Consider the following 22,363-nt stretch of genomic DNA (forward strand, 5'->3'; position numbering starts at 1 on the left):
AAAAAAGTTATCCCGCGCGGCCAAGCCGGCGGATCGCCTGCGGAGACAGGCCAAATACGCGGATAAACGCCCGCCTCATACGCTCCGGATCGCTGAACCCCACCGAGCGGGCGATCGCCTCCAGCGGTTCGGCGCTCTCTTCAATACGCCCTCTGGCCGCCTCTACCCGCAGCTGCTCGATCACCTTGGCCGGCGTCTGCCCGGTTTCGGCGCGGAACAGCCGGCCGAATTGCCGCTCGCTCAGGCAGGCGGCGTCGGCCAGATCCGCCACCGACAGCGGCAGATGCAAATGCTCGCGCGCGTACGACAGCGCGGTGCGCATGCGATCCGACGACGGATTCAGCGCCAGCAGCAGCGAGTACTGCGACTGCCCGCCGGGGCGGCGGTGATAGACCACCAGCTGCCGCGCCACGGCCGCCGCCAGGGTGGCGCCCAGATCGTCTTCGATCAGCGCCAACGCCAGATCGATGCCGGCGCTGATGCCGGCCGAGGTCCAGATATCCCCGTCGCGAATGAAGATGCGGTTGCTGTCGACGCGAATGCGCGGGTAGTTCTGCTGCAGCCGCGCCGCGTGATACCAGTGAGTGGTGGCGCGCTTGCCGTCCAGCAGCCCGCAGGCCGCCAGAATAAACGCGCCGGTACATACGCTGGCGATGCGCCGCGCTCGTCGGCTTTGGTTGGCCAGGAACGCCGCCAGCGCCGGTGATTGCGCCGCCATCACGTTGCCGCTGCCGCCGGCCACCACCAACGTATCGAAACGCTCGTCGCCGCACGGCTGCGTGGCGATTTCCACCCCGGCCGAGCTGGCGACCATGCCGCCCTGCGGCGAGATCGCCACACAGCGGTAGGCCGGCGGGTCGGTGAACTGGCTGACGTTATCGAACGCCGCCAGCGGCCCGGCAAAGTCCAGCAGGTTAAAACCGGGAAAAACCACAAAACCGATCGTTTTCATGATGGCGCTTTTTGAGGGTTATCTGTCATATCAGCCAAAAACAGGGCGGCTATTATGACCCAGGTCCAACGATAAAAATGAGGCGAATATCATGTCTGAATCACTCGTGATTGTATTTCCCATCTATCAAGGCGTCACCCAGCTCGACTTCACGGGCCCCTTGCAGTTCCTGCGCCGCATGCCGGGCGCGGAAATCGTCGTCGCCTCGGTAGACGGCGCGGATGTCGAGTCGGAAGGCTTGCACTTCACCCAGCTGCGCCCGCTGCCGGAGATCGCGCGCTGCGACGTGCTGTGCGTGCCGGGCGGCAGCGGCTGCACCCAGGCGCTGCAAGATGAGGCCTTCATGCAGCAGATCCGTCGGCTGGGCGCCGATGCCCGCTACCTGACCTCGGTGTGCACCGGTTCGCTGATCCTGGCCGCCGCCGGTCTGCTGCAAGGCAAACGCGCCGCCTGCCACTGGTCGATGCGCGACAGCCTGAAGCTGTTCGGCGCCGTGCCGAGCTCAGCGCGCGTGGAGCGCGACGGCAATGTGATCAGCGGCGGCGGCGTCACCGCCGGCATCGATTTCGCGCTGGCGCTGATCGCCGAACTGCACGGCGAAGAGACCGCCCAAATGATCCAGCTCTATCTGGAATACGCCCCGGCGCCGCCGTTCGAGGGCGGCACGCCGGAACTGGCCCCGCCGCACATTTACGCCAGGGTACAGGCGCAGATGGCGGAGAGCCTTCAGCGGCGCAGAGCGTTGGTGGCCCAGATCGCCCAAGGTTAGCAATCGGGCGTATACTTGCCCTTATGCGTCAGCCACATAAGGAGTAAGGAATGACCGATTTAGCCCACTATATTACGGACTACGGTTACTGGGCGTTGTTTATCGGCTGCCTGGCGGAAGGGGAAACCATCACGCTGCTGGGCGGCATCGCCGCTCATGAAGGGCTGTTGCACTGGCCGTGGGTGATCGCAGTGGTGGCGCTGGGCGGCATGATGGGAGACCAGCTGCTGTACTTCGCCGGCCGCCGGTTTGAAGGCCGCGTCATCTCGCGGCTCAAGGGACAGGAAAAGCGCATCGCGCGCGCCAGAAGGCTGATCGCCCGCCACCCGATGCTGTTCGTTATCGGGGTGCGTTTCATGTACGGTTTCCGCATCATCGGCCCGGTGTTGATCGGCGCCAGCCGTCTGCCGCCGTCGCGCTTCGTGCCGTTGAACATCCTCGGCGCCATTTTATGGGCGACGATCTTCGTCATGCTCGGTTATTTTGGCGGCCAGGCGATCGAACGCTTCGTTACCGGCTTCGACAAAAAGCTCTCCAGCCTGCTGTTTGTCGCGCTGGCGATCGCCGCCATCCTGCTGGTGCGTTTCTGGTGGCGTAAACGCCACCCGGAGTAAGCAAACACAGCGGGCGTCAGCTTTCCTGCGGCGCCTCGCGCATCAGCGCGACCAGTTCGCGCGCCGCTTTGTCCAACGGACGATTCTTAAGCCAGATCAAATGCATCGGCAAGCGCAGCTCGTTCTTGGTGTTTTTGAACTTCAGCCGCACCAACCGCCCCTGCGCCAGCAGCGGCTCGGCCAACGACAGCGGAAAATTGCCCCACCCCAGACCCGCTTCCACCATGTTCAGCGCCATCGGCAGGCTGTCGGTGCGCCAGTAAGCCTCCGCCACCTGGGGACGCAGATCGCCGATCGGCAGATCGCGACTGGCCACAATGATCTGCCGCACGTTGACCAGATCCTCGAGAAACAGCTCGCCCGCCGCGCCGTCCAGCGCCGGGTGCTGCGGCGACAGCATCGCCACCAGCGATTCCGCGCCCACGAAGTGGAACTGTTCCGCGCTGTTGACGTTCAGCCCGCCGAACGCCAGACAAACGCCGATGCGCCCCTCGTGCAGCATGTGCAACACGTCGTCCTGCGGCGCGCTGAGCACTTCGATGTTCAGCAGCGGATAACGTTGCGACAGCGTTTTCACCGCTGCCAGCAGGCCGGCGCCGTTGATATCCGACGCCACGCCGATCGAAAGCCGGCTCTCCAGCCCCTGGGACAGTTCGATGGCATGCACCTGCAGCTGCTTGAGCTGCCCGGCGATCAGGCGGGCGTGCGGCGCCAGGGCCAACGCCAGCGCGGTCGGCGTCGGTTCACGGTGAGAACGGTCGAACAAGGCGAAACCGAGTTCCGCCTCCATGTTGGCGATGGCCATGCTGACGGCGGAGGGCACGCGCCGCAGCGCGCGGGCGGCGGCGGAAAACGAGCCGCGATCGAGCACCGCCAAAAACAGTTCGATGTTGTCGCTGGAAAAATTCATTGTTCAACCTGTCAGATTAACTGACAACTCCTGACTTTTTCTATCAATGTGATTGACGTTATCTTAGCCGCCGTCGCCACAGAGGCAACTAAAAACAGATCGGGAGAAAACGATGCAAGGCGTCAAACGCAAACTGGTGTATGTCACCGCTTATGAAATCATCGGCATGGCGATCTCGGCGTTGGGGCTGGCGCTGCTGTCGGGCCATGCGCCAAGCAGCACCGGGCCGCTGGCAGTGGTGATCACCACCATCGCGGTAAGCTGGAACTTTATTTACAACTATGTATTCGAGTGGTGGGAAAGCCGCCAGGTGTCGCGCGCCCGCACGCTCAAACGCCGCATTTTGCACGCCGTCGGCTTTCAGTTGACGCTGGTAGTGTATCTGATCCCGCTGATCGCCTGGTGGATGGGCATCACGCTGTGGCAGGCGCTGCTGCTGGATATGGCGTTGATCGTCATCATTCCCTGTTATACCTTCGTGTTCAATTGGGCATTCGACAAGCTGTTCGGCCTGCCCGCATCGGCTCTGCCGGCCAGCGAATCGGCCTAAGACTCGTTACGCGCCCACCGACCCGCTGCTGATGCCATTTTCTGCGCGGGTCGCCATTTCCTTTCCCCTTATTTCTCACCGCGAAATATAAGAACAACACCCTGTAATTTGCACGGTAATTATTATTTTGTGATTTTAATCACTTTTTATTCCTCGATATTTCCGTCTTGATAAAACATCACATCTTTTTGAATAATATATCCTTTTATATTTGGATTAAAAAATAAACACACTTGTTCACGTTTTATGCGCAGTATTTTTTGCCACCATTACGGAGAAAAGGTAGCATGCTTCGCCGTTATTTTAATGATGGCTGTATACACAATAAACAGCGGAATGATGCCACGACCTCATTCTCATGACGATTGGTCATAGCAATCGTTTGCTCTCGCTAAGAGCAGGGTTAACATAGACAGGTAAACAGGACGGATAATGCACTCACAAAAACAGTCTGCGGATGAAAAACACGCCGCCAGAAGACGCTGGCTAGACTCTCATGAATCCGGTTATCACAAAAGCATGGGCAACCGGCAAATCCAAATGATCGCCATCGGCGGCTCCATCGGCACCGGCTTGTTCCTCGGTACCGGCGGCCGTCTCGAACTGGCCGGGCCGGCGCTGGCGCTGGTCTATCTGGTGTGCGGGATCTTCTCTTTCTTCATCCTGCGCGCACTGGGCGAACTGGTGCTGCATCGCCCTTCCAGCGGCAGCTTCGTTTCTTACGCTCGCGAGTTCCTCGGTGAAAAAGCCTCTTACGTCGCCGGTTGGATGTATTTCCTCAACTGGGCGATGACCGGCATCGTCGACATCACCGCCGTGGCGCTGTACATGCACTATTGGGGCACCTTCGCCGACGTGCCGCAGTGGCTGTTCGCCCTCGGCGCGCTCGGCATCGTCGCCACCATGAACATGATCGGCGTGAAGTGGTTCGCCGAGATGGAGTTCTGGTTCGCGCTGATCAAGGTCGCCGCCATCGCGCTGTTCCTGATTGTCGGCGTCGTCTTCCTCGGTACCGGCACGCCGGTGGCCGGCCACACCACCGGCATGCACCTGATCACCGAAAACGGCGGCATGTTCCCGCACGGCCTGCTGCCTGCGCTGGTGCTGGTGCAAGGGGTGATCTTCGCCTTCGCCGGCATCGAGCTTATCGGCACCGCCGCCGGCGAGTGTAAAGATCCGGCCAAAATGATGCCTAAAGCGATCAATAGCGTGATCTGGCGTATCGGTCTGTTCTACGTCGGCTCCGTGGTGCTGCTGGTGCTGCTGCTGCCGTGGAACGCCTATCAGGCCGGCCAAAGCCCGTTCGTCACCTTCTTCAGCAAGCTGGGCGTGCCTTACATCGGCACCATCATGAACATCGTGGTGTTGACCGCCGCGCTGTCCAGCCTCAACTCCGGCCTCTACTCCACCGGCCGCATCCTGCGTTCGCTGGCGATGGGCGGCTCCGCGCCGAAGCTGATGGCCAAAATGAGCAGCCAGCAGGTGCCTTACGCCGGCATCCTGGTCACCTGCGGCATCTACGTGATCGGCGTGGTGCTCAACTACCTGGTGCCGTCGCAGGTGTTCGAGATCGTGCTGAACATCGCCTCGCTGGGCATCATCGCCTCCTGGGCGTTTATCATCGTTTGCCAGATGCGCCTGCGCAAAGCCGTGCGCGAAGGCCGCGCTCAGCCGGTGTCGTTCAGAATGCCGGGCGCGCCGTTCACTTCGTGGCTAACGCTGGCGTTCCTGCTGATCGTGGTGGTAATGATGGCCTTCGACTACCCGAACGGCACCTGGACCATCGCCACCATTCCTGTGTTGGCGGTGCTGCTGACGCTGGGCTGGTTCGGCCTGCGCAAACGCGCGCAGGAAGTGAAGCTGGAACAGCAGGCTCACGAAGAGCAGAACCCGCACTGAATCGACAAACCGCCCTCCGGGGCGGTTTTTTTATCCGCTATAACCGCCCGTAGAACGTCATTCTGGCGCTTTCCGACAGCATCACGTCCGGCTGCGCATTGTAGGCCAGCACCACCAGCATGCGCGTGGTGTCGCCTTCGGTCGGCGTCACCCGGTGCATGGCGTTGCGCCCGCGAAACAGCACCAAATCCCCCTCCTCCATCGCCAGCTGTTTGACCGCCCGCTCGCCGTCCAGCACCTGCGTGACCCCGGCATAGTTCATCTCGCCGCGATCGGCGTCGCGCAGGTTCTCCACGTATTCGAAGCGCCCACCCGCCTGCGGTTTCTGGATCAGGAGCGTGATGGCGAACGAGGAGTTGTCAAAATGCCAGCCAAGCTCCTGGCCGGTGTGGGCGTAATGCAGGTTGATCGACGACAGCCGATCGGCGTAGGGATACAGCTGCGCCTCATCCAGCACCGCGCACAGGAACGCGCGAAACGCCGGAGCGTCGTACAACGCGCGCAGCGGCGACTGCGGCGGAATATCCTCGTCGGTAATACAGCCCTTGGACGACACCACCAGCCGGTTGCGCGCATGGTCGGCCGGCAGCGCGTCGTCCTGTGGCCGTAGATACACGTTGTGTTTGCTGGTGGCGTAAAACGCCGCATGGTGCTGTTCGGCGCCTTCCAGCCGCACCGTCGCCAGCGCGGCTTCGCGCAGAAATCCCGGCAGCACCAGCGCGCCGGCGCGCGCCAGCGTTTGCCGGCAGCGGACGCGGAACGCGGCGTCGTCGATGGGGTGGGCTGACAGATCGATAATATCGGCAAGTTGCGGCATGACGTTCCCCTCGTGTGCGAAAGCCGGATGCCTCCCACTGTAGCGAATGCCGCATTGCCGCCATAACAAAAATACGTTATGGATAAGCTAACGAATTCTTAGCGATAAGCCCTGCTCATGCACTCACCGTCCCGTGCGCGCTTGCCCAAGCTGAGCGCCATTCTGGCGTTCGAAACCGCCGCCCGCACCGGCAGCCTGGCCCGCGCGGCGGATACGCTGGCGCTGACCGCCGCCGCCGTCAGCCAGCAGATCCGCCAGCTGGAGCAACATCTGGGGATCACGCTGTTCATCCGCGCCAAAAGCGGCGTCACGCTGACCGAACAGGGCGCGGACTACCTGGCCTACGTGCAGGAGGCGTTCGAAACGCTGCGCGTGGCGCAGCAGCACGTCGAGCGCCAGCGCGGCAAACAGGCGCTGACGGTATTCGCCCTGCCGGCGTTGACCTCCAAGTGGCTGAACCCGGCGCTGGGCGACTGGCTGGCGCAGTGCCCCGACGGCGATCTGCGGCTGCACGCGACCCATGCGGCGGTCGATTTCGCCCATTCGGCGGCGGACTTCGCCCTGTGCTTCGGCGATCAGGACTATCCGCTGCTGGAAAAGGTGCGGCTGTTTCAGGATCGGGTGCAGCCGGTGTGCAGCCCGGCGCTGCGCGATCGCGGCGACTGGACGCAGCTACCGCTGATCCACGTCGACTGGGGCAAGGAGAGCCAGTTTCTGCCGGGCTGGCACGAGTGGTTCACCGCCGCCGATCGAATGCCGCCGCCGCGCCGCGGGCTGACCTATAACCTGACTTCGCTGGCCATCGACGCCGCCGTGCAAGGACGCGGGGTGCTGCTCGGCCAGCGGCGGCTGATCGCCCGTGAACTGGCGGAAGGCCGGCTGGTCACCCTGGCCGAACCGGCGCTGCCGCTTAGCAAGCCCTACTACGTAGTTTACCCGCCGCGCACGCTGGAAAAACCCGGCGCCGCAGCGTTTTTGGGCTGGCTGCAAGCACTCGCCCTCGCCGCCAGCACCTAAAATCCGCAACGTGATGTTTGCTGGCGTCAGACACAACCCTGGACGCTTAATGCCCTCGCCTTAGCCTGTTAATTTATTCCTGCCGACCGGGATCATGAACGGGCTCCCTCTTCGGTCACAATGCCACTTACTTAAGCCTCCGCCTCTGCAACTGCCACATATTGCATCGGCCTCTTATCGTACCAAATGAGGGTTATTCCATGATTTCATTAAATGATTATGCCAATCTGCGCAACTATGCCGGCAGCGAAACCGCAGTGATGCTCGAAAACCGCTACCACCATGGCGTATTTACCCGAGACGACGCGGATTCCACCAGTCAGGATAACGGTGTTACCCTGCTCGTCGACGCGCAAAACCGCCGCTGGAAGCGCATCATCAATGACGGCGATTACAGCATCGATTGGTGGCACCTGCCGGGCGATGAGCTGGATTACTCTCTGACCATCACCCGCGCTTGCAACTTCTTGCAGGTCAAAGGCGAAGAGTGGTGGCAACTGCCGATCCCGACGACCCCTGCGGGGATTACTCTGGTCGGCCCCGGCGGCGTACGCCCTTGTAAAACCACCGCCAACCTGAAGCTATGGAAAAACGCCGTCGATTTTAAGGGCACCATTCTTGATTTCAGCAGCGCGGCCAATATCGAGTGCGTACGCGTGCAATACTCTTTGGGTGCGCCGGCGATTTACAACCTGCGCATCGTCGGAGCGCCCGGCGCGGCGGCCAATCTGCGCGGCCTGTGCGTCTACAGCGATGCCTCGAACATGCACGGCCTGCCGGCCTGCCAACTGCTGGTGCAAAACGTCTGGCTGACTAACCTGCACAAGGGCATCGTCTTCGGCAACAACGCCTATATTCAGAGCTGGCACAGCATCATGGTGCGCGGTTGTGTGTGGCCAATTTGGTCGGAAACCACCGCCAACGCCGGCGAAAAAATCGTCTTCTACAAATGCCTGTTCGGCGACAGCCGAAACTACTATCAGGGCGTGCATACTTTGGCCTTCCGAGATTGCTCTTTCGATTACAGCGGCTTTAACAATGAAACCGAACAGTTGGCCAATACCGATTACGGCTTGTTTGATCTCAAAGGCGGCACGCTTGACTTTAAAAACTGCCACTTCGAATGGGGCAACGCCAACTGCCGCAACTATCGACCGGTATTTACCAGCGACAACGGCGGCACGGTAAAAATCAAAGACAGCCAATGGCACAGCGTGATGACTAACAACACCGATACCGGCAGCAAGGTGCCTTATCAATACGTTGAATATTTCTACTTCGATAAATCCAGCGATCTGAGCGGAAAATGTTATATCGATGGGTTCGATCTGGTGAACGCCGACATTAAAAAAGGCTGGTCCAACAACCACATCGAAATGAAAAAGATCGTCGCGCCTGGCTATGTCAACATGTGGCGTCTGCTCTATCTGGGCGATGGCGTCAACCATCTGCCGGAACCCACCTGGAAAGAGAGCAGTGCGCTGGCGCTGAATAATGTCTACGCCTTCGGCGGCGCACGCGTTTCGCAAACGGAAACCGCCGATTTGGCAGTAACGCTGCAAAACGGCGTGCTCACCGCCACCACCAAAACGGCGACAACGGCCGACAAGCGCATCGAGATCTACTTCCCGGTCGCGAAAAACGATCTGGTGCTGTGGCGCGCCACGTTGGCAAACCTAAAAGGCCAGAACAGCCTTGATGTCACAATCGGTACCTACCAAGGAAAGTATGTGCTGAACGGCGATGCCGGCGTCACCACCTTGCTGGAAAAAGTCTGTCAGTGGGGCCGCACCGGCACAGTCACCCCGACCACTTCAGCAACGATGACCTCGGATCGCATTACCGCGCTCGACGTTGCCGAGTATTTGCCGCTGCCTGAGGGCTACGTTAATTACGCCCGCATCGCCATCGTGCTGAAAAACTTTGTCGGCAGCGCCGCTCAGCCAACCTCGGTGGACATTACCAAACTGCTGTGTCAAAAGATCGACATCGTCTCCCGCAACCCGCATAAATCCTGGTAACTGCACAGGCCCCATCAGGGGCCTGTTTTTGTTAATGCGTGGAATAACCGCCGTCGATGCAGTAGAACGCGCCGGTGGCTTTCCCGCTATTTCTTTCCTGTCCTGTTTTCAACGCATCCAACTTGGGATGCGCTTCATGACTGAAGATCGCCTGCGCCACGAAACGACACTGCATTCGAAGAGGAACGCCGCGGCGTTTTTGGGCTGGCTGCGGGAACTGGCCCAACGCTCGGCATAGCGTTCAGGTTTTGGCCATCAGCTCGCCCAGCAGCAGGTTCGTGGCGCGCGGTTGGTACACTTCATTGCCTGCACCGGGGGTGAGCGTCAGCTCGCCGATATAGAGCCTGTCTTGCGTCAGGTAGAAATCGACCCGGCAGTAGTCCAGATCGGCGGCAACGGCTTGGGCGACTTCAATCATCTCATCCCAAAAGTCAGGCTTCGCGTGCAACGTGTTGATCTGGGGAATATCTTTCTGGGTAAAAAAGCAGTGATGCGCATGGCGGTCCAAAAACTCCAGCGACGTCGGCTCCGGGCCGCCCCGCAGCAACTCCACGAACAGATAAGGCTGGCTGCCGTTAAAAACATGCACTTTATAGTCGATCAATTCACCGTCGCGTTCGATGTCCAACAGGTTTTCAACCACAATTTGCAGTGGGATCTTCGCATAGTGCTTCTCACGAAAGCGCTTCCAATACGTTATTTTTGACCATTTCTTGAGAGTGCTTGCAATCTCATCATAACTCACTCGCGCTTTATCTCTGACAATCTTAACTTGCTGCGAGGCATTATTTGTTTTGATAACAAAAGATTGAGGCAACGACAAATAGTCTTGCTCAGTGAAGTTCTCCGTTATCATGATGACCGGCGTTAGGTATTTTTCCGAAACGCGACTGGATATATAATCCCTCACCGCCACCTTGTCCGCCAACAGGCTGAACTCTTCGCGCGGGTAGCGCATTCTGTGGTAAATCCTTTCGGAAAAACTTTTAGGATTCAAAAAGTTGACAAAGCTTCCGTGAGCAAAATAATGCGACAGCTGATAATAAATAAAGTCAGGCGAAACCTTATAGAGGTATTTTACGAATTTTCTCATTCCGTTGATTCATCCATTAATCCAACATAACAAAAGACCCAGCTAAAGTTTAAATGCAATTGACTTCAATTGTAAAATATAAAAAAAGCCTTGGTGATTATTAAAGGATAAAAAACGGAATAATCCTATATCATAAGGTATTCAGGGAAGCGTCAGTGAAACTAAAGATCATAGACTTCAGCATAATAAGAAACGCTTCCTGGATGATAGCGGAAAAGACGGTATCAATCCTCGGCGTTATATTCATCACCGCCTACATGGCCAAATATATTGGGCCGGAAAGCTTCGGAAAGATTACCTTTGCCACGGCGATTTTCGCCATTACCCAAACGTTGGCGCTGCTGGGGTCGGACACCATCCTCTTCAAACGCATTAGCCGTAATCCGCGCTCCGGCGCAGCGCTGATGTTCTCCACCAACCGGCTGAGGCAAGCCTGTTTCCTGGCCTTTTCTGCGATCATCTTGCTTTATACCGGGCTGCGGGAAGACTTCACGACCTTTTACTTTTGCGCCGCCACATTCCTGGCCTCGTTTTTTTCACTCAAAGACGTCTTCGCCATTTACCATGACGCCCGGCTGGAATCGCGTTTCAATACCCTGGCCAACGTGGCCGGCTTAGCCAGCGCATTGTTGGCTCGCTGGCTGATCGTGTTTTTTGATCTGCACCTGTACTTTCTGGCCATCCCTATCGTGATGGTGTACCTCATCCCCTATCTGATCCGTCATCACCTTTATCATCGCCGCCATCCGGGCTTTTCGGCCCCCGGCCGTATTCGGCGCAAATATGTGCGCTATCTGCTCGCCAGCGGCCTGCCGTTGGCGGTATCCAATGTTTCCATCGCCATCTATACCCGGCTGGCGCAGCTGTTTTTGATGTGGTTCGTTTCCGCCGCGGTGCTGGGCATTTACTCGGTCGCCATTACCCTGGCGACCGCCTGGATGTTCGTTACCGATGCCGTCATCACCTCGTTCTTCGCGAAAATATTCGCCTATCGGCGCGAAGACGCGATGCGCGCCGCGGCCAAACTGAATGGGTTGGTGCTGGCCATCGCCTTAGCCATCGTCGCCGGGATCGTTTGGCTGGGCAAACCGGTCATCGCACTGTTGTACGGCGAGCAATACCTGGCGGCCTATGCCGCCATGGGGGTGTTGGCCGTCGCCACCCTGCTCTCCGCCCTGGGGACCGTGGCCTATAAATACATCGTGCTGTTTTCCGGTTACGGCTTCCTTTCCCGCAAAATGTTGTTGGTGTTTATCATTAACATTCCTCTGTCATACGGCCTGATTCGGCAATACGGCATGATGGGCGCCGCTTACAGCACCTTGCTGACCGAACTGCTGTCATTGACCGTACTCAACTATCTCTTTCAACGGGGTACCGTACTGAAAATGCATCTGCGCTCACTGAACCCGGCGCTTTACCTAAGACGCCCGTCGGGAAAGTAATCCGGCTGCCGAGGCGCAGCACGTAATGCGCTCACAAACGCCACAAAGCCCGCTATTTTAAGCCTACTTTTTCTCATGCGAGACTCCCTGTGGATACCCAACGCTACCTGCAGCATATCGGCTTTACCGGTGCCGCCCGCCCAGACCTCCCCACGTTGCAACAGCTGCACCATCGCCACATGCTGAGCGTCCCGTTCGAGAACCTGAGCATTATTTATCATCAGGGCATTCAACTGGCGCCGGAGGCGCTGTTCAGCAAGGTGGTCGAGCGTAACCGCGGCGGTTTCTGTTATGAGCTGAACACGCTGTTCGCCCTGCTGCTGCGAGAGCTCGGCTTCAAGGTGAGCTTCATCTCCGGCGAGATCCGCGCGCGCGACGGCCATTTCGGCCCGCCCTACGACCACCTGGCGCTGCGGGTGGATCTGGAAGATCAAGCATGGCTGGTAGACGTCGGTTTCGGCGATTCCTTCCTGACGCCGCTCAAAATCGTCGTTGCCGAGCCGCAACCGCAGGCCAGCGGCACCTTCCACCTGGAGCAGGAAGGCGAGTATTACCTGCTGGAGCGCCGCAACGGCGACCAACGCTCGCATGCCAAAACCCTGTATCGCTTTACCGTTCAGCCGCGCGAATTGCATGAGTTCGACGAGATGTGCCACTTCCACAGCACTTCGCCGCAGTCGCATTTCACCCAACGCCTGGTGTGCTCACGGCCGACGGAACACGGCCGGGTGACCCTCAGCGACATGAAGCTGATCGTGACTGAAGATCACCAGCGCCACGAAACGACGCTGCATTCGGAAGAGGAACGCCGCGCCGCGCTGTGGCAGCATTTCGCCATCGATGTGGATCGTTGACGGCGCGGGCGACGCCCTTTTATTACGATTCTGTTACATCGATTGCATAACCGCGCTTGGCTGATTGCCAGCATCGCGGCGGCAGGCATCATAGGATCATGATTCGGCAACAGAGTGCGAAAAATGATCCGTGTGATACTGGTCGATGACCATGTGGTGGTGCGCTCCGGCTTTGCGCAATTGCTCAGCCTCGAAGCAGACATCGACGTAGCGGGGCAATACAGCAGCGCGGCGGCGGCCTGGCCGGCGCTGCTGCGCGACGACGTCAGCGTCGCGGTGATGGACATCGCCATGCCGGATGAAAACGGCCTGAGCCTGTTGAAACGCCTGCGGGCGCAGAAGCCGCAGTTTCGCGCGATCATACTCAGCATTTATGACTCCCCCACCTTCGTGCAGAGCGCGCTGGATGCCGGCGCCAGCGGTTATCTGACTAAACGCTGCGGGCCGGAAGAGCTGGTGCAGGCGGTGCGCTCCGTCGATATGGGCGGCCATTACCTGTGCGCCGACGCGCTGCGGGCGCTGCGCGGCGGCGAGCAGCCGGCCACGGCGCTGGAAGTGCTGACCCCGCGCGAGCGTGAAATCTTCGAGCTGCTGGTCAAAGGCGACAGCGTAAAGGAGATCGCTTTCAAGCTCGATCTCAGCCATAAAACGGTACACGTACATCGCGCCAACGTCCTGGGCAAGCTGCAGTGCAACAGCACCATTGAGCTGGTGCATTTCGCCCTCGATCATCAACTGCTGGCGGGGCATTGATGTCACTCCGCTCACGGCGCTGGGTTATCTCGCTGTTTATCCTGTTGGCCTGGGGCAGCGGCTGGCTGATGCTGTGGACGCTCGGCTTCTATCTGACCCACAACGGCAATCAGGCGGCGCTGTTTCTGCCCCACGGTGTCTATCTCGCGCTGCTGATCTTGCTGGCGCGCCGCTATTGGCTCGCCCTGATAATACCGCCGGTGCTGCTGCTGTTCTGGCTGCACGGCGAACGCCTGCTGAGCGGCTATGGCCTGCTGGCCGCGCCGTTCATCACCCTGCTCCCGGCCGCGCTCGCGCAGCGATTCTGGCGCCGTTTTCCGCTCTACTGGCAACGGCTGACGCTGCTGCTGGCCGCAGTGACCGCCGCCTCGCTGCTCAATACCGCCCTGCTGTCGCCTTTCGCGCAGAGCCCGGCGATGCTGCTCGGCCTGGCGTCGTTTACCGGCGGTGTTTTGTTGACCCCGTTCGTCTACCTGATCTTTGAATTTCTGCGCCAGCAGCACCGCTACCATCTGCTGGGGCTGGACACCGCCAACCCGCCGCTGCGCGCGTCCTTAATCATCTGGTGCAGCCTGTTTTTCGTTATCGGCATCGGTACGCAGATGGTGCTGTCGCCGGAAATCGAGCGCCTGCTGCTGATCGTGGTGTTTTTGCCGAACGTGGTGATGGCGTGGAAGTTCGGTTGGCAGGGCGGCGTGCTGTCCGGCCTGCTCGGCAGCATGATGATCACCCTCGCGCGGCAGGTCGGCGTGGGGTTCGGCAATCTGGTCGAGCTGGAAATCTTTCTGGCGACCCAGGCGCTGCTCGGCATCGGTCTGGGCATCGCCATCAGCCGTCAGCAGCACCTGGCGCAAAACCTGCACCACTATCGCCGACGCCTGGAAGAAGAGTTGGCGGCGCGGCGGGCGTTGACCGAAAAACTGATCCACACCGAAGAAGACACGCGAAAGAACCTGGCGCGCGAGCTGCACGATGAAATCGGCCAGAACATCACCGCCATTCAAATTCAGTCGCAGCTGGTCAAGCGGGCGCGCGATCCGGCGCAAACCCAGGCCGCCGCGAACCAGATAGGCGATCTCGCCCGGCGCATTCATCACTCCACGCGCCAGCTACTGCGCCAACTTCGCCCGCCCGCGCTGGACGAGCTGGCGTTCAAAGACGCGCTTCACCACCTGCTGAGCGAATTCGCCTTTAGCGAGCGGGGCATCCGTTGCCGTTTCGACTACCGCCTGACCGACACGCCCGCCGGCGAGACGGTGCGCTTCACCCTCTACCGGCTGCTGCAAGAGCTGCTCAACAACGTGTGCAAACACGCCGAGGCCAGCGAAGTCGCCATCGTTTTGTATCAGCAAGGCGCCATGTTGCACCTCGAGGTACGGGACAACGGCGTCGGCATCCATGCGGGCAACGCGCCGGGCTTCGGCATTCAGGGAATGCGCGAACGGGTCAGCGCGCTCGGCGGCGAACTGACGCTGGAAACGCAGCGCGGCACCCGGGTAATTGTTAACCTGCCCACAAATTTGCAACAAACCGCCGACTAACTAGGAAAAAGTCTTAGCCACTCCGGACTTTATCTCATCCCCTTTCCTTTTCACCTTCTTATAGTCAGCACCAGGGAGGCGGCTATGCAAGCACGCTCAGCATCTGAAATCGATCATCGTTACCGCGCGCTGCGCCCGCGGCTGCTGCTGTACATGGTCATCGGGTACGCCGCCTTTTACCTGACGCGCAAAAGCGTGAATTACGTGCTGCCGGCGCTGCAAACGGATTTGGGGCTGGATAAAGGAGACATCGGCCTGCTCGGCTCGCTGTTTTATCTGAGCTACGGCCTGTCGAAATTCGTCGCCGGGTTGTGGCACGACGGCCATGGGCAGCGCGGGTTTATGGGGATCGGCCTGTTCGCCACCGGTTTGCTGAACGTGGCGTTCGCCTTCGGCGAATCGCTGACGCTGCTGCTGGCGGTCTGGGCGCTGAACGGCTTCTTTCAGGGCTGGGGCTGGCCGCCCTGCGCGCGGCTGCTGACCCACTGGTATTCGCGCAACGAGCGCGGCTTCTGGTGGGGCTGCTGGAATATGTCGATCAACCTCGGTGGCGCGATTGTGCCGCTGATCAGCGCCTTCGCCGCCCAGCGCTGGGGCTGGCAGGCGGCGATGTTGATCCCGGGGGCCGTCAGCATGGTGCTGGGCATCTGGCTCACGCGGCAGCTGACAGGCACGCCACAGGAAGAAGGCCTGCCGTCGGTCGGCCAGTGGCGCCACGATCCGCTGGAGCTGCGCCAGGAACAGCAAAGCCCGCCGATGGGGCTGTGGCGAATGTTGCGCACCACGATGCTGAAGAACCCGATGATCTGGTTGCTCGGCGTCTCTTACGTGCTGGTCTACCTGATCCGCATTGCGTTGAACGACTGGGGCAACCTGTGGCTGACGGAAAGCCACGGCGTCAACCTGCTCAGCGCCAATGCGACAGTGATGCTGTTCGAGATAGGCGGCCTGCTCGGCGCGCTGTTCGCCGGCTGGGGCTCGGATGTGCTGTTCGGCGGGCAGCGCGCGCCGATGATTTTGCTGTTCACGCTCGGGCTGATGGTTTCCGTCGCCGCGCTGTGGCTGGCGCCGGTGCATCACTACGCGCTGCTGGCGGGCTGTTTCTTTACGGTGGGCTTTTTTGTCTTCGGCCCACAGATGCTGATTGGCCTCGCCGCCGTGGAATGCGGGCACAAAGGCGCCGCGGGCTCCATCACCGGCTTTCTCGGCCTGTTCGCCTATCTGGGGGCGGCGCTGGCGGGCTGGCCGCTGTCGCGGGTCATCGAAGGCTACGGCTGGTCAGGCATGTTCAGTTTGCTGTCGATCGCCGCCGTTCTTATGGGTTTATTGCTGATGCCGCTGCTGATGGCGAGCGTTACCACCTCTACCGAGAGAAGGATAAAACAATGAAAAAAACGTGGGTCACTACCCTGATAGCGTCCGGCATCGCGCTGGCGACCCTGAGCGGCGCCGCGCACGCCAAGGGCCGCCTGGTGGTCTACTGCAGCGCCACCAATGAAATGTGCGAAGCGGAAACCAAAGCTTTCGGCGAGAAATATGACGTGAAAACCGCGTTCATCCGCAACGGATCCGGCAGCACGCTGGCAAAAGTGGACGCCGAGAAGAAGAACCCGCAGGCGGACGTCTGGTACGGCGGTACGCTCGATCCGCAATCCCAGGCCGGTGAAATGGGGCTGCTGCAGCCGTACAAATCGCCGAATCTCGACCAGGTGATGACGCAATTCCGCGATCCGGCCAAGCTGAAAGGCAACTACTCCTCGGCGGTCTACGTCGGCATTCTCGGCTTTGGCGTCAATACCCAGCGCCTGAAAGAGAAAAATCTGCCGGTGCCCAAGTGCTGGAAAGACCTGACCAAGCCGGAATACAAAGGCGAGATTCAAATCGCCGATCCGCAAAGCTCCGGCACCGCCTACACCGCGCTGGCGACCTTTGCCCAGCTGTGGGGAGACGATCAGGCGTTCGCTTACCTCAAACAGCTGAACGCCAACGTCTCGCAGTACACCAAGTCCGGCATTGCCCCGGCGCGCAACGCCGCCCGCGGCGAAACGGCGATCGGCATCGGTTTCCTGCATGATTACTCGCTCGAAAAGGAACAGGGCGCGCCGCTTGAGCTTATCTCGCCGTGTGAAGGCACCGGCTACGAAATCGGCGGCGTCAGCATCCTCAAAGGCGCGCGCAACCTCGACAACGCCAAGCTGTTCGTGGATTGGGTGTTGTCGAAAGAGGCGCAGGAGCTGGCGTGGAAGCAAGGCAAGTCCTATCAGATCCTGACCAACACCACCGCCGATACCTCGCCGAACTCGCTGAAGCTCGACGACCTGAAGCTGATCAACTACGACATGGACAAGTACGGTTCGACCGACGTCCGCAAGGCGCTGATCAATAAATGGGTCAGCGAAGTCAAGATGGGTAAATAAGCCCACATTCTGCGCCTGTTGCCGGGTAAGCCTCACGGCTTGCCCGGCCTGAACATCCGGGAAACTTATGTCACATACACATGCACTCCATCTCGTGAAAAAACGAGATGCGATATCCCTTTGGGTTTTGCTTGGCTGGCTGGCGTTCGCCCTGCTGCCGAGCTGGAGCCTGGATTACGGCCTGCTGGAGTCCACCGGCGAAGAGATCCTCGCGGCCTACGGCTGGTCACACCGCAATATCAGCTGGCTTTGGTGCCTGCTGCCAAGCCTGCTGCTGTTGCGCCCTTACGCTGCGGCAGGCCGTGAGCAGCGGCGCCGCCACGCGTTCGATGCCGGCTGGGCGCTGCTGTGCATGGCCTTTATCGTTGTCAGCGCCACGGTGGCGGGACGCGGTTTAGGCTACGCCACCCTGGTGCAGTTGACCGCGCTGGGCGCCATCATGACGCTGGCGCTGACCCGCCTCGACTGGCTGGGCGGCGACCGTTTCGTTATCGGCGCGCTGGTCACCATCGTGGCGCTGATCGGCGTCTTCATCGTCTGGCCGAGCATCGCGATTTTCATTCCGATGTTCACCGACCAGACGGGCGCTTTCGCGCCGCTGGCCTTTATGAACGTGCTGTCGCAGGCGCATATCATTCAGGTGATCCTCAACTCCATCGCCCTGTCGATCGCGGTGGGCGCCGGCTGCACCTTTTTCGGCCTGGTGCTGGCAATTTACACTACCCGCATCGCCAAGCGCAGCGCCATTATCGGCCGCATCTTCTCCATCTTGCCCATCGTCACGCCGCCGTTCGTCGTCGGGCTGGGCGTCACGCTGATGATGGGGCGCTCCGGCTATGTCACCGAGTGGATGGTGGCCTGGTTCGGTTTGACCAACACCAACTGGCTGTACGGCTTTACCGGCATCTGGCTGGCGCAGGTGCTGGCGTTCACCCCGATGGCGTTCATGATCCTCGACGGCGCGATCAAGACCATTCATCCTTCGCTGGAAGAGGCCTCCTACACCCTGCGCGCCAGCCGCTGGCAAACCTTTAACGGCGTGTTCGTGCCGCTGCTGAAACCGGCGCTGGCCAACGCGTTTTTGATCGTGGTGGTGCAATCGCTGGCTGATTTCAGCAACCCGCTGGTGCTCGGCGGCAACTTCGACGTGCTGGCGACGCAAATCTATTTTTACATCACCGGTTCGCAGCTCGATTATCAGGCCGCCAGCACCCTCGGCGCCTTCCTGCTGCTGTTCTCACTGCTGGTGTTCTGCATCCAGTATATGTGGATCGGCAAACGTTCCTACGTCACCGTGTCCGGCAAATCGTATCGCGGCGACGTGCAGCCGCTGCCGGTCACGCTGGTGTGGGGCGTGATCGCGCTGCTGGCGGTGTGGGTAGCCTTTAACGCCCTGCTTTACGGCAGCATTTTCTACGGCAGCTTCACCGTCAACTGGGGAGTGGATTACACGCTGACGCTGGATAACTTCATCAAACTGTTCGGCCAGGGCATGAGCGACGGCGCGTGGCCTTCGCTGCTCGACACGCTGCTGTACGCCGGGATCGCCGCGCCGATCACCGCCGCGTTCGGCCTGCTGATCGCCTGGATCGTGGTGCGCCAACAGTTCAAGGGCAAAAAGACCATCGAGTTCACCACCATGCTGTGCTTTGCGGTGCCGGGTACCGTGGCCGGCGTCTCTTACATTCTCGCCTTTAACGGCGCGCCGGTGTACCTCACCGGGACGGCCGCCATCGTGATTATTTCGATGGTGATGCGCAACGTGCCGGTGGGCATTCGCGCCGGGATCGCCGGGCTGGGCCAGATAGACAAATCGCTGGACGAAGCCTCGCTCAGCCTGCGCGCCGGCTCGCTGCGCACCATCACGCACATCCTGCTGCCGCTGCTGCGCCCGGCGATCCTGTCGGCGCTGATCTACAGCTTCGTGCGCGCCATCACCACCGTCAGCGCCATCGTCTTCCTGGTCACCCCCGATACCCGCGTGGCCACCGCCTACATCCTCAACCGCGTGGAAGACGGCGAATACGGCGTGGCGATCGCCTACGGTTCAATTCTGATCGTGGTGATGCTGGCGATTATTTTCCTCTTTGACTGGCTGATCGGCGAGGCACGCATCTCCCGTTCAAAAGCCAAAAACCAGGCGTAATGGAGCCCATGATGAGCCAGAAAAATTTCGTTGAACTGCGTAACGTCTCCAAACGGTTCGGCAGCAACACGGTAATCGATAACATCACGCTCACCATCCCACGGGGGCAAATGGTGACGCTGCTCGGCCCTTCCGGCTGCGGCAAGACCACCATTTTGCGCCTGGTCGCCGGGCTGGAAAAACCGAGCGACGGGCAGATATTCATTGATGGTGAAGACGTCACCCATCGTTCCATCCAGCAGCGTGACATCTGCATGGTATTCCAGTCTTATGCCCTGTTCCCGCACATGTCGCTGGGGGAGAACGTCGGCTATGGCCTGAAGATGCTCGGCATTCCGCGCGCCGAAGTGAAAGCGCGCGTGCAGGAAGCGCTGGCGATGGTGGACTTGGCGGGGTTCGACGATCGCTATGTCGATCAGATCTCCGGCGGCCAACAGCAGCGCGTGGCGCTGGCGCGCGCGCTGATCCTCAAGCCGAAAGTGCTGCTGTTCGACGAGCCGTTGAGCAACCTCGACGCCAACCTGCGCCGCAGCATGCGCGAAAAGATCCGCGAGCTGCAAAAGCAGTTTGATATCACGTCGCTGTACGTCACCCACGATCAGAGCGAGGCTTTTGCAGTCTCCGACACCGTACTGGTGATGAACAAGGGGCATATCATGCAGATGGGCTCGCCGCAGGATCTCTATCGGCAGCCCGCCTCGCGCTTTATGGCGAGCTTTATGGGGGACGCCAACCTGTTCCCGGCCAGCTTCAGCGCCGATCATGTCGATATCAGCGGCTATCGCCTGCCGCGCCCGGCGCATTTTGCCGCCCAGGGCGCCGGCACGGTGGGCGTGCGGCCGGAAGCGATCACGCTGAGCGAGCATGGCGATGAAAGCCAGCGCTGCGAGATCCAGCATGTCGCCTACATGGGGCCGCAGTATGAGGTGACGGTGGCGTGGCACGGGCAACAGATTTTGCTGCAGGTTAACGCCACCCGCCTGCAACCGAACGTCGGCGAGCAGTATTATCTGGAAATTCACCCCTACGGCATGTTTATGCTGGCGGACGCGGCATAGTCGGCCTCACGCTTAAGGGGTAGAATAACGGCCATCCCATACGGGATGGCCGAAAATAATCGCCAAAAACACCGTATTTATCTATTTTTACAATTCCACCCAAGTCCTTGTTCAGCCGAAAAATAAATATAGCCACACCCACTCAAAAATAACCACCCAGACCACTCAGGGTGATATTTTTATTTAAATAGGGTAAGCTTGATCCCGCAGTCGAAATTATTTAACGGCCAACTCAAGGAGAAATTCATGAGCAACAATGCAAATGCACAGGCGCAGCTGGATAATTTACGCAATGTCGCTTCCCAGCTGAAGGAAATGCGCCACTACGCGCAGTCGAATATCGAGACGCTCTCCGCACACTGGCTGGCCTTCGATCAGGGGGAATGCAAAAATAAGGCATTCGCCGAAGCCATTAACGACCTATTGAATAAACAGGGCGCCTGTCTGGAAGGACTGGAAAAAACCATTCAGGATATCGAGATAGAATTAAACCGTCTTGATAAAGCCGCCTGATAATGCCGATTTAAATAAACCCGCCACGCGCGGGTTTATTTTCAGCTGCGGCAGATGACGCGCGCAATATCCCCGGACGTCGTCAGCGCGCGTATTTCGCTGAACAGTTCAGTTGCTTCATCATATTCTTTACGCAAATAACCCAGCCACTGTTTAATGCGCGCCACGTGATACAGGCCGGTGTCGCCCTGCTTTTCCAGATGGACGTATTTTTGCAGCAGCTCAACCACCTGCGGCCAGGGCATGCGCGGTTCGTTATATTTCACCACCCGGCTCAGGTTCGGCACGTTGAGCGCGCCGCGCCCCAGCATGATGGCGTCGCAGCCGGTCGTCTGCAGGCAATCCTGCGCGCTCTGGTAATCCCAGATCTCGCCGTTGGCGACAACCGGGATGCTCAGCCGCTGACGGATCTCGCCGATCGCCGCCCAGTTGATGCGATCCGCCTTGTAGCCGTCCTCTTTGGTGCGGCCGTGCACCGTCAGTTCGCTGGCGCCCGCCTGCTGCACCGCATCGGCGATTTCAAAGCTGCGATTGGAAGAGTCCCAGCCCAAGCGCACCTTCACCGTGACCGGCAGATGGGCCGGCACCGCCGCGCGCATCGCTTTGGCGCCCTGGTAGATCAATTCCGGATCTTTGAGCAGCGTCGCCCCGCCGCCGCTGCCGTTAACCAGCTTGGACGGGCAGCCGCAGTTGAGATCGACGCCGTAAGAGCCCAATTCCACCGCGCGCGCGGCGTTCTCCGCCAGCCACTGCGGGTACTGCCCCAGCAGCTGTACCCGCACCAGCGTGCCCGACGGCGTGCGGCTGGCGTGACGCAGCTCCGGGCACAGCCGATAGAACGACTTGGCCGGCAGCAGCTGATCGACCACGCGCAAAAATTCGGTGATGCACAGATCGTAGTCGTTCACTTCGGTGAGTAACTCACGCACCAAAGAGTCGAGAACGCCCTCCATCGGAGCCAATAATACGCGCATGACCAATCCCAGCTAAAAAA

At 59.8% G+C, this 22,363-nt stretch carries 21 protein-coding genes; 15 read left to right on the forward strand and 6 right to left on the reverse strand.

The window, feature by feature from the left end:
* Positions 1-7: 7 nt before the first annotated feature.
* Positions 8-952, reverse strand: coding sequence for a GlxA family transcriptional regulator (locus ACUTQY_RS10265; protein ID WP_033642266.1), 945 nt, complete (start codon positions 950-952; stop codon positions 8-10).
* Between the two features lie 91 nt (positions 953-1,043).
* Between ACUTQY_RS10265 and ACUTQY_RS10270 the strand changes: the two genes are divergently transcribed.
* Positions 1,044-1,721 (forward strand): DJ-1/PfpI family protein, encoded by a 678-nt coding sequence (locus ACUTQY_RS10270; protein ID WP_033642265.1) that lies wholly within the window; start codon positions 1,044-1,046, stop codon positions 1,719-1,721.
* Between the two features lie 50 nt (positions 1,722-1,771).
* The gene (locus tag ACUTQY_RS10275) at positions 1,772-2,335 is read left to right on the forward strand and encodes a DedA family protein (protein ID WP_015377041.1); all 564 of its coding nucleotides are present in this window, start codon (positions 1,772-1,774) and stop codon (positions 2,333-2,335) included.
* 16 nt (positions 2,336-2,351) lie between these two features.
* Here the strand turns inward: ACUTQY_RS10275 and ACUTQY_RS10280 are convergent, their stop codons facing one another.
* Positions 2,352-3,245: a LysR family transcriptional regulator gene (locus ACUTQY_RS10280; protein WP_342188299.1), complete on the reverse strand. Its 894-nt coding sequence runs from the start codon at positions 3,243-3,245 to the stop codon at positions 2,352-2,354.
* A gap of 112 nt (positions 3,246-3,357) precedes the next feature.
* Here ACUTQY_RS10280 and ACUTQY_RS10285 point away from each other — a divergent pair, with 112 nt between their 5' ends.
* Complete coding sequence (locus ACUTQY_RS10285) at positions 3,358-3,795, forward strand: PACE efflux transporter (protein ID WP_033642263.1); 438 nt, start codon at positions 3,358-3,360, stop codon at positions 3,793-3,795.
* Between the two features lie 432 nt (positions 3,796-4,227).
* Positions 4,228-5,694: an L-asparagine permease gene (gene ansP, locus ACUTQY_RS10290; RefSeq protein ID WP_033642262.1), complete on the forward strand. Its 1,467-nt coding sequence runs from the start codon at positions 4,228-4,230 to the stop codon at positions 5,692-5,694.
* A 37-nt stretch (positions 5,695-5,731) separates the two neighbouring features.
* Here the strand turns inward: ansP and ACUTQY_RS10295 are convergent, their stop codons facing one another.
* Positions 5,732-6,511 carry a HalD/BesD family halogenase gene (locus tag ACUTQY_RS10295; RefSeq protein ID WP_046686611.1) on the reverse strand — a complete coding sequence of 260 codons (780 nt, stop codon included), beginning with the start codon at positions 6,509-6,511 and terminating at the stop codon, positions 5,732-5,734.
* 117 nt (positions 6,512-6,628) lie between these two features.
* Between ACUTQY_RS10295 and ACUTQY_RS10300 the strand changes: the two genes are divergently transcribed.
* On the forward strand, positions 6,629-7,528 hold the full coding sequence (locus ACUTQY_RS10300; RefSeq protein ID WP_046686610.1) for a LysR substrate-binding domain-containing protein: 900 nt from the start codon (positions 6,629-6,631) through the stop codon (positions 7,526-7,528).
* 200 nt (positions 7,529-7,728) lie between these two features.
* On the forward strand, positions 7,729-9,549 hold the full coding sequence (locus ACUTQY_RS10305) for a hypothetical protein (RefSeq protein ID WP_046686609.1): 1,821 nt from the start codon (positions 7,729-7,731) through the stop codon (positions 9,547-9,549).
* Positions 9,550-9,580: 31 nt separating this feature from the next.
* Here ACUTQY_RS10305 and ACUTQY_RS10310 read toward each other — a convergent pair whose 3' ends face one another.
* Both ACUTQY_RS10310 and ACUTQY_RS10315 read right to left on the reverse strand, forming a co-directional pair.
* The gene (locus ACUTQY_RS10310) at positions 9,581-9,724 is read right to left on the reverse strand and encodes a hypothetical protein (protein ID WP_154582435.1); all 144 of its coding nucleotides are present in this window, start codon (positions 9,722-9,724) and stop codon (positions 9,581-9,583) included.
* A gap of 66 nt (positions 9,725-9,790) precedes the next feature.
* Entirely contained in the window at positions 9,791-10,642 is an 852-nt protein-coding gene (locus tag ACUTQY_RS10315) for an ATP-grasp fold amidoligase family protein (protein WP_046686608.1), read from the reverse strand.
* 155 nt (positions 10,643-10,797) lie between these two features.
* Here ACUTQY_RS10315 and ACUTQY_RS10320 point away from each other — a divergent pair, with 155 nt between their 5' ends.
* From ACUTQY_RS10320 to ACUTQY_RS10360, 9 genes are all read left to right on the forward strand, one after another.
* Entirely contained in the window at positions 10,798-12,087 is a 1,290-nt protein-coding gene (locus ACUTQY_RS10320; RefSeq protein ID WP_046686607.1) for an oligosaccharide flippase family protein, read from the forward strand.
* 89 nt (positions 12,088-12,176) lie between these two features.
* On the forward strand, positions 12,177-12,941 hold the full coding sequence (locus tag ACUTQY_RS10325) for an arylamine N-acetyltransferase family protein (protein WP_046686606.1): 765 nt from the start codon (positions 12,177-12,179) through the stop codon (positions 12,939-12,941).
* Between the two features lie 123 nt (positions 12,942-13,064).
* Positions 13,065-13,694: a response regulator transcription factor gene (locus ACUTQY_RS10330; RefSeq protein WP_033642255.1), complete on the forward strand. Its 630-nt coding sequence runs from the start codon at positions 13,065-13,067 to the stop codon at positions 13,692-13,694.
* The gene (locus tag ACUTQY_RS10335; RefSeq protein WP_033642254.1) at positions 13,694-15,235 is read left to right on the forward strand and encodes an MASE1 domain-containing sensor histidine kinase; all 1,542 of its coding nucleotides are present in this window, start codon (positions 13,694-13,696) and stop codon (positions 15,233-15,235) included. The genes ACUTQY_RS10330 and ACUTQY_RS10335 overlap by 1 nt, the downstream gene beginning before the upstream one ends.
* A 60-nt stretch (positions 15,236-15,295) precedes the next feature.
* Positions 15,296-16,624, forward strand: a complete 1,329-nt coding sequence (uhpC, locus tag ACUTQY_RS10340; protein ID WP_226772964.1) for an MFS transporter family glucose-6-phosphate receptor UhpC — start codon at positions 15,296-15,298, stop codon at positions 16,622-16,624.
* The gene (locus tag ACUTQY_RS10345) at positions 16,621-17,652 is read left to right on the forward strand and encodes an ABC transporter substrate-binding protein (RefSeq protein WP_046686604.1); all 1,032 of its coding nucleotides are present in this window, start codon (positions 16,621-16,623) and stop codon (positions 17,650-17,652) included. Before uhpC ends, ACUTQY_RS10345 begins: the two co-directional genes overlap by 4 nt.
* Before the next feature lie 67 nt (positions 17,653-17,719).
* A complete protein-coding gene (locus tag ACUTQY_RS10350; protein WP_033642251.1) occupies positions 17,720-19,798 on the forward strand; it encodes an ABC transporter permease in 2,079 nt (692 codons plus the stop codon).
* Between the two features lie 11 nt (positions 19,799-19,809).
* On the forward strand, positions 19,810-20,856 hold the full coding sequence (gene fbpC, locus ACUTQY_RS10355; protein WP_033642250.1) for a ferric ABC transporter ATP-binding protein: 1,047 nt from the start codon (positions 19,810-19,812) through the stop codon (positions 20,854-20,856).
* A 246-nt stretch (positions 20,857-21,102) separates the two neighbouring features.
* A complete protein-coding gene (locus ACUTQY_RS10360; protein WP_033642249.1) occupies positions 21,103-21,369 on the forward strand; it encodes a hypothetical protein in 267 nt (88 codons plus the stop codon).
* 41 nt (positions 21,370-21,410) lie between these two features.
* On the opposite strand, the gene dusC is transcribed toward ACUTQY_RS10360, so the two are convergent.
* Positions 21,411-22,343 carry a tRNA dihydrouridine(16) synthase DusC gene (gene dusC / locus ACUTQY_RS10365; RefSeq protein WP_033652368.1) on the reverse strand — a complete coding sequence of 311 codons (933 nt, stop codon included), beginning with the start codon at positions 22,341-22,343 and terminating at the stop codon, positions 21,411-21,413.
* Positions 22,344-22,363 lie beyond the last annotated feature (20 nt).

The organism is Serratia sp. TSA_130.1 (genome assembly GCF_052691795.1).

Coding starts and splice junctions, on each gene's coding strand:
- ACUTQY_RS10350 (WP_033642251.1), top strand. CDS start 17,720: ATGTCACATACACATGCACTCCATCTCGTGAAAAAACGAGATGCGATA.
- ACUTQY_RS10305 (WP_046686609.1), top strand. CDS start 7,729: ATGATTTCATTAAATGATTATGCCAATCTGCGCAACTATGCCGGCAGC.
- ACUTQY_RS10275 (WP_015377041.1), top strand. CDS start 1,772: ATGACCGATTTAGCCCACTATATTACGGACTACGGTTACTGGGCGTTG.
- ACUTQY_RS10360 (WP_033642249.1), top strand. CDS start 21,103: ATGAGCAACAATGCAAATGCACAGGCGCAGCTGGATAATTTACGCAAT.
- ACUTQY_RS10315 (WP_046686608.1), bottom strand. CDS start 10,642: ATGAGAAAATTCGTAAAATACCTCTATAAGGTTTCGCCTGACTTTATT.
- ACUTQY_RS10330 (WP_033642255.1), top strand. CDS start 13,065: ATGATCCGTGTGATACTGGTCGATGACCATGTGGTGGTGCGCTCCGGC.
- ACUTQY_RS10335 (WP_033642254.1), top strand. CDS start 13,694: ATGTCACTCCGCTCACGGCGCTGGGTTATCTCGCTGTTTATCCTGTTG.
- ACUTQY_RS10300 (WP_046686610.1), top strand. CDS start 6,629: ATGCACTCACCGTCCCGTGCGCGCTTGCCCAAGCTGAGCGCCATTCTG.
- ACUTQY_RS10265 (WP_033642266.1), bottom strand. CDS start 952: ATGAAAACGATCGGTTTTGTGGTTTTTCCCGGTTTTAACCTGCTGGAC.
- ACUTQY_RS10270 (WP_033642265.1), top strand. CDS start 1,044: ATGTCTGAATCACTCGTGATTGTATTTCCCATCTATCAAGGCGTCACC.
- ACUTQY_RS10295 (WP_046686611.1), bottom strand. CDS start 6,511: ATGCCGCAACTTGCCGATATTATCGATCTGTCAGCCCACCCCATCGAC.
- ACUTQY_RS10310 (WP_154582435.1), bottom strand. CDS start 9,724: ATGCAGTGTCGTTTCGTGGCGCAGGCGATCTTCAGTCATGAAGCGCAT.
- dusC (WP_033652368.1), bottom strand. CDS start 22,343: ATGCGCGTATTATTGGCTCCGATGGAGGGCGTTCTCGACTCTTTGGTG.
- ACUTQY_RS10345 (WP_046686604.1), top strand. CDS start 16,621: ATGAAAAAAACGTGGGTCACTACCCTGATAGCGTCCGGCATCGCGCTG.
- ansP (WP_033642262.1), top strand. CDS start 4,228: ATGCACTCACAAAAACAGTCTGCGGATGAAAAACACGCCGCCAGAAGA.
- fbpC (WP_033642250.1), top strand. CDS start 19,810: ATGAGCCAGAAAAATTTCGTTGAACTGCGTAACGTCTCCAAACGGTTC.
- ACUTQY_RS10280 (WP_342188299.1), bottom strand. CDS start 3,245: ATGAATTTTTCCAGCGACAACATCGAACTGTTTTTGGCGGTGCTCGAT.
- ACUTQY_RS10285 (WP_033642263.1), top strand. CDS start 3,358: ATGCAAGGCGTCAAACGCAAACTGGTGTATGTCACCGCTTATGAAATC.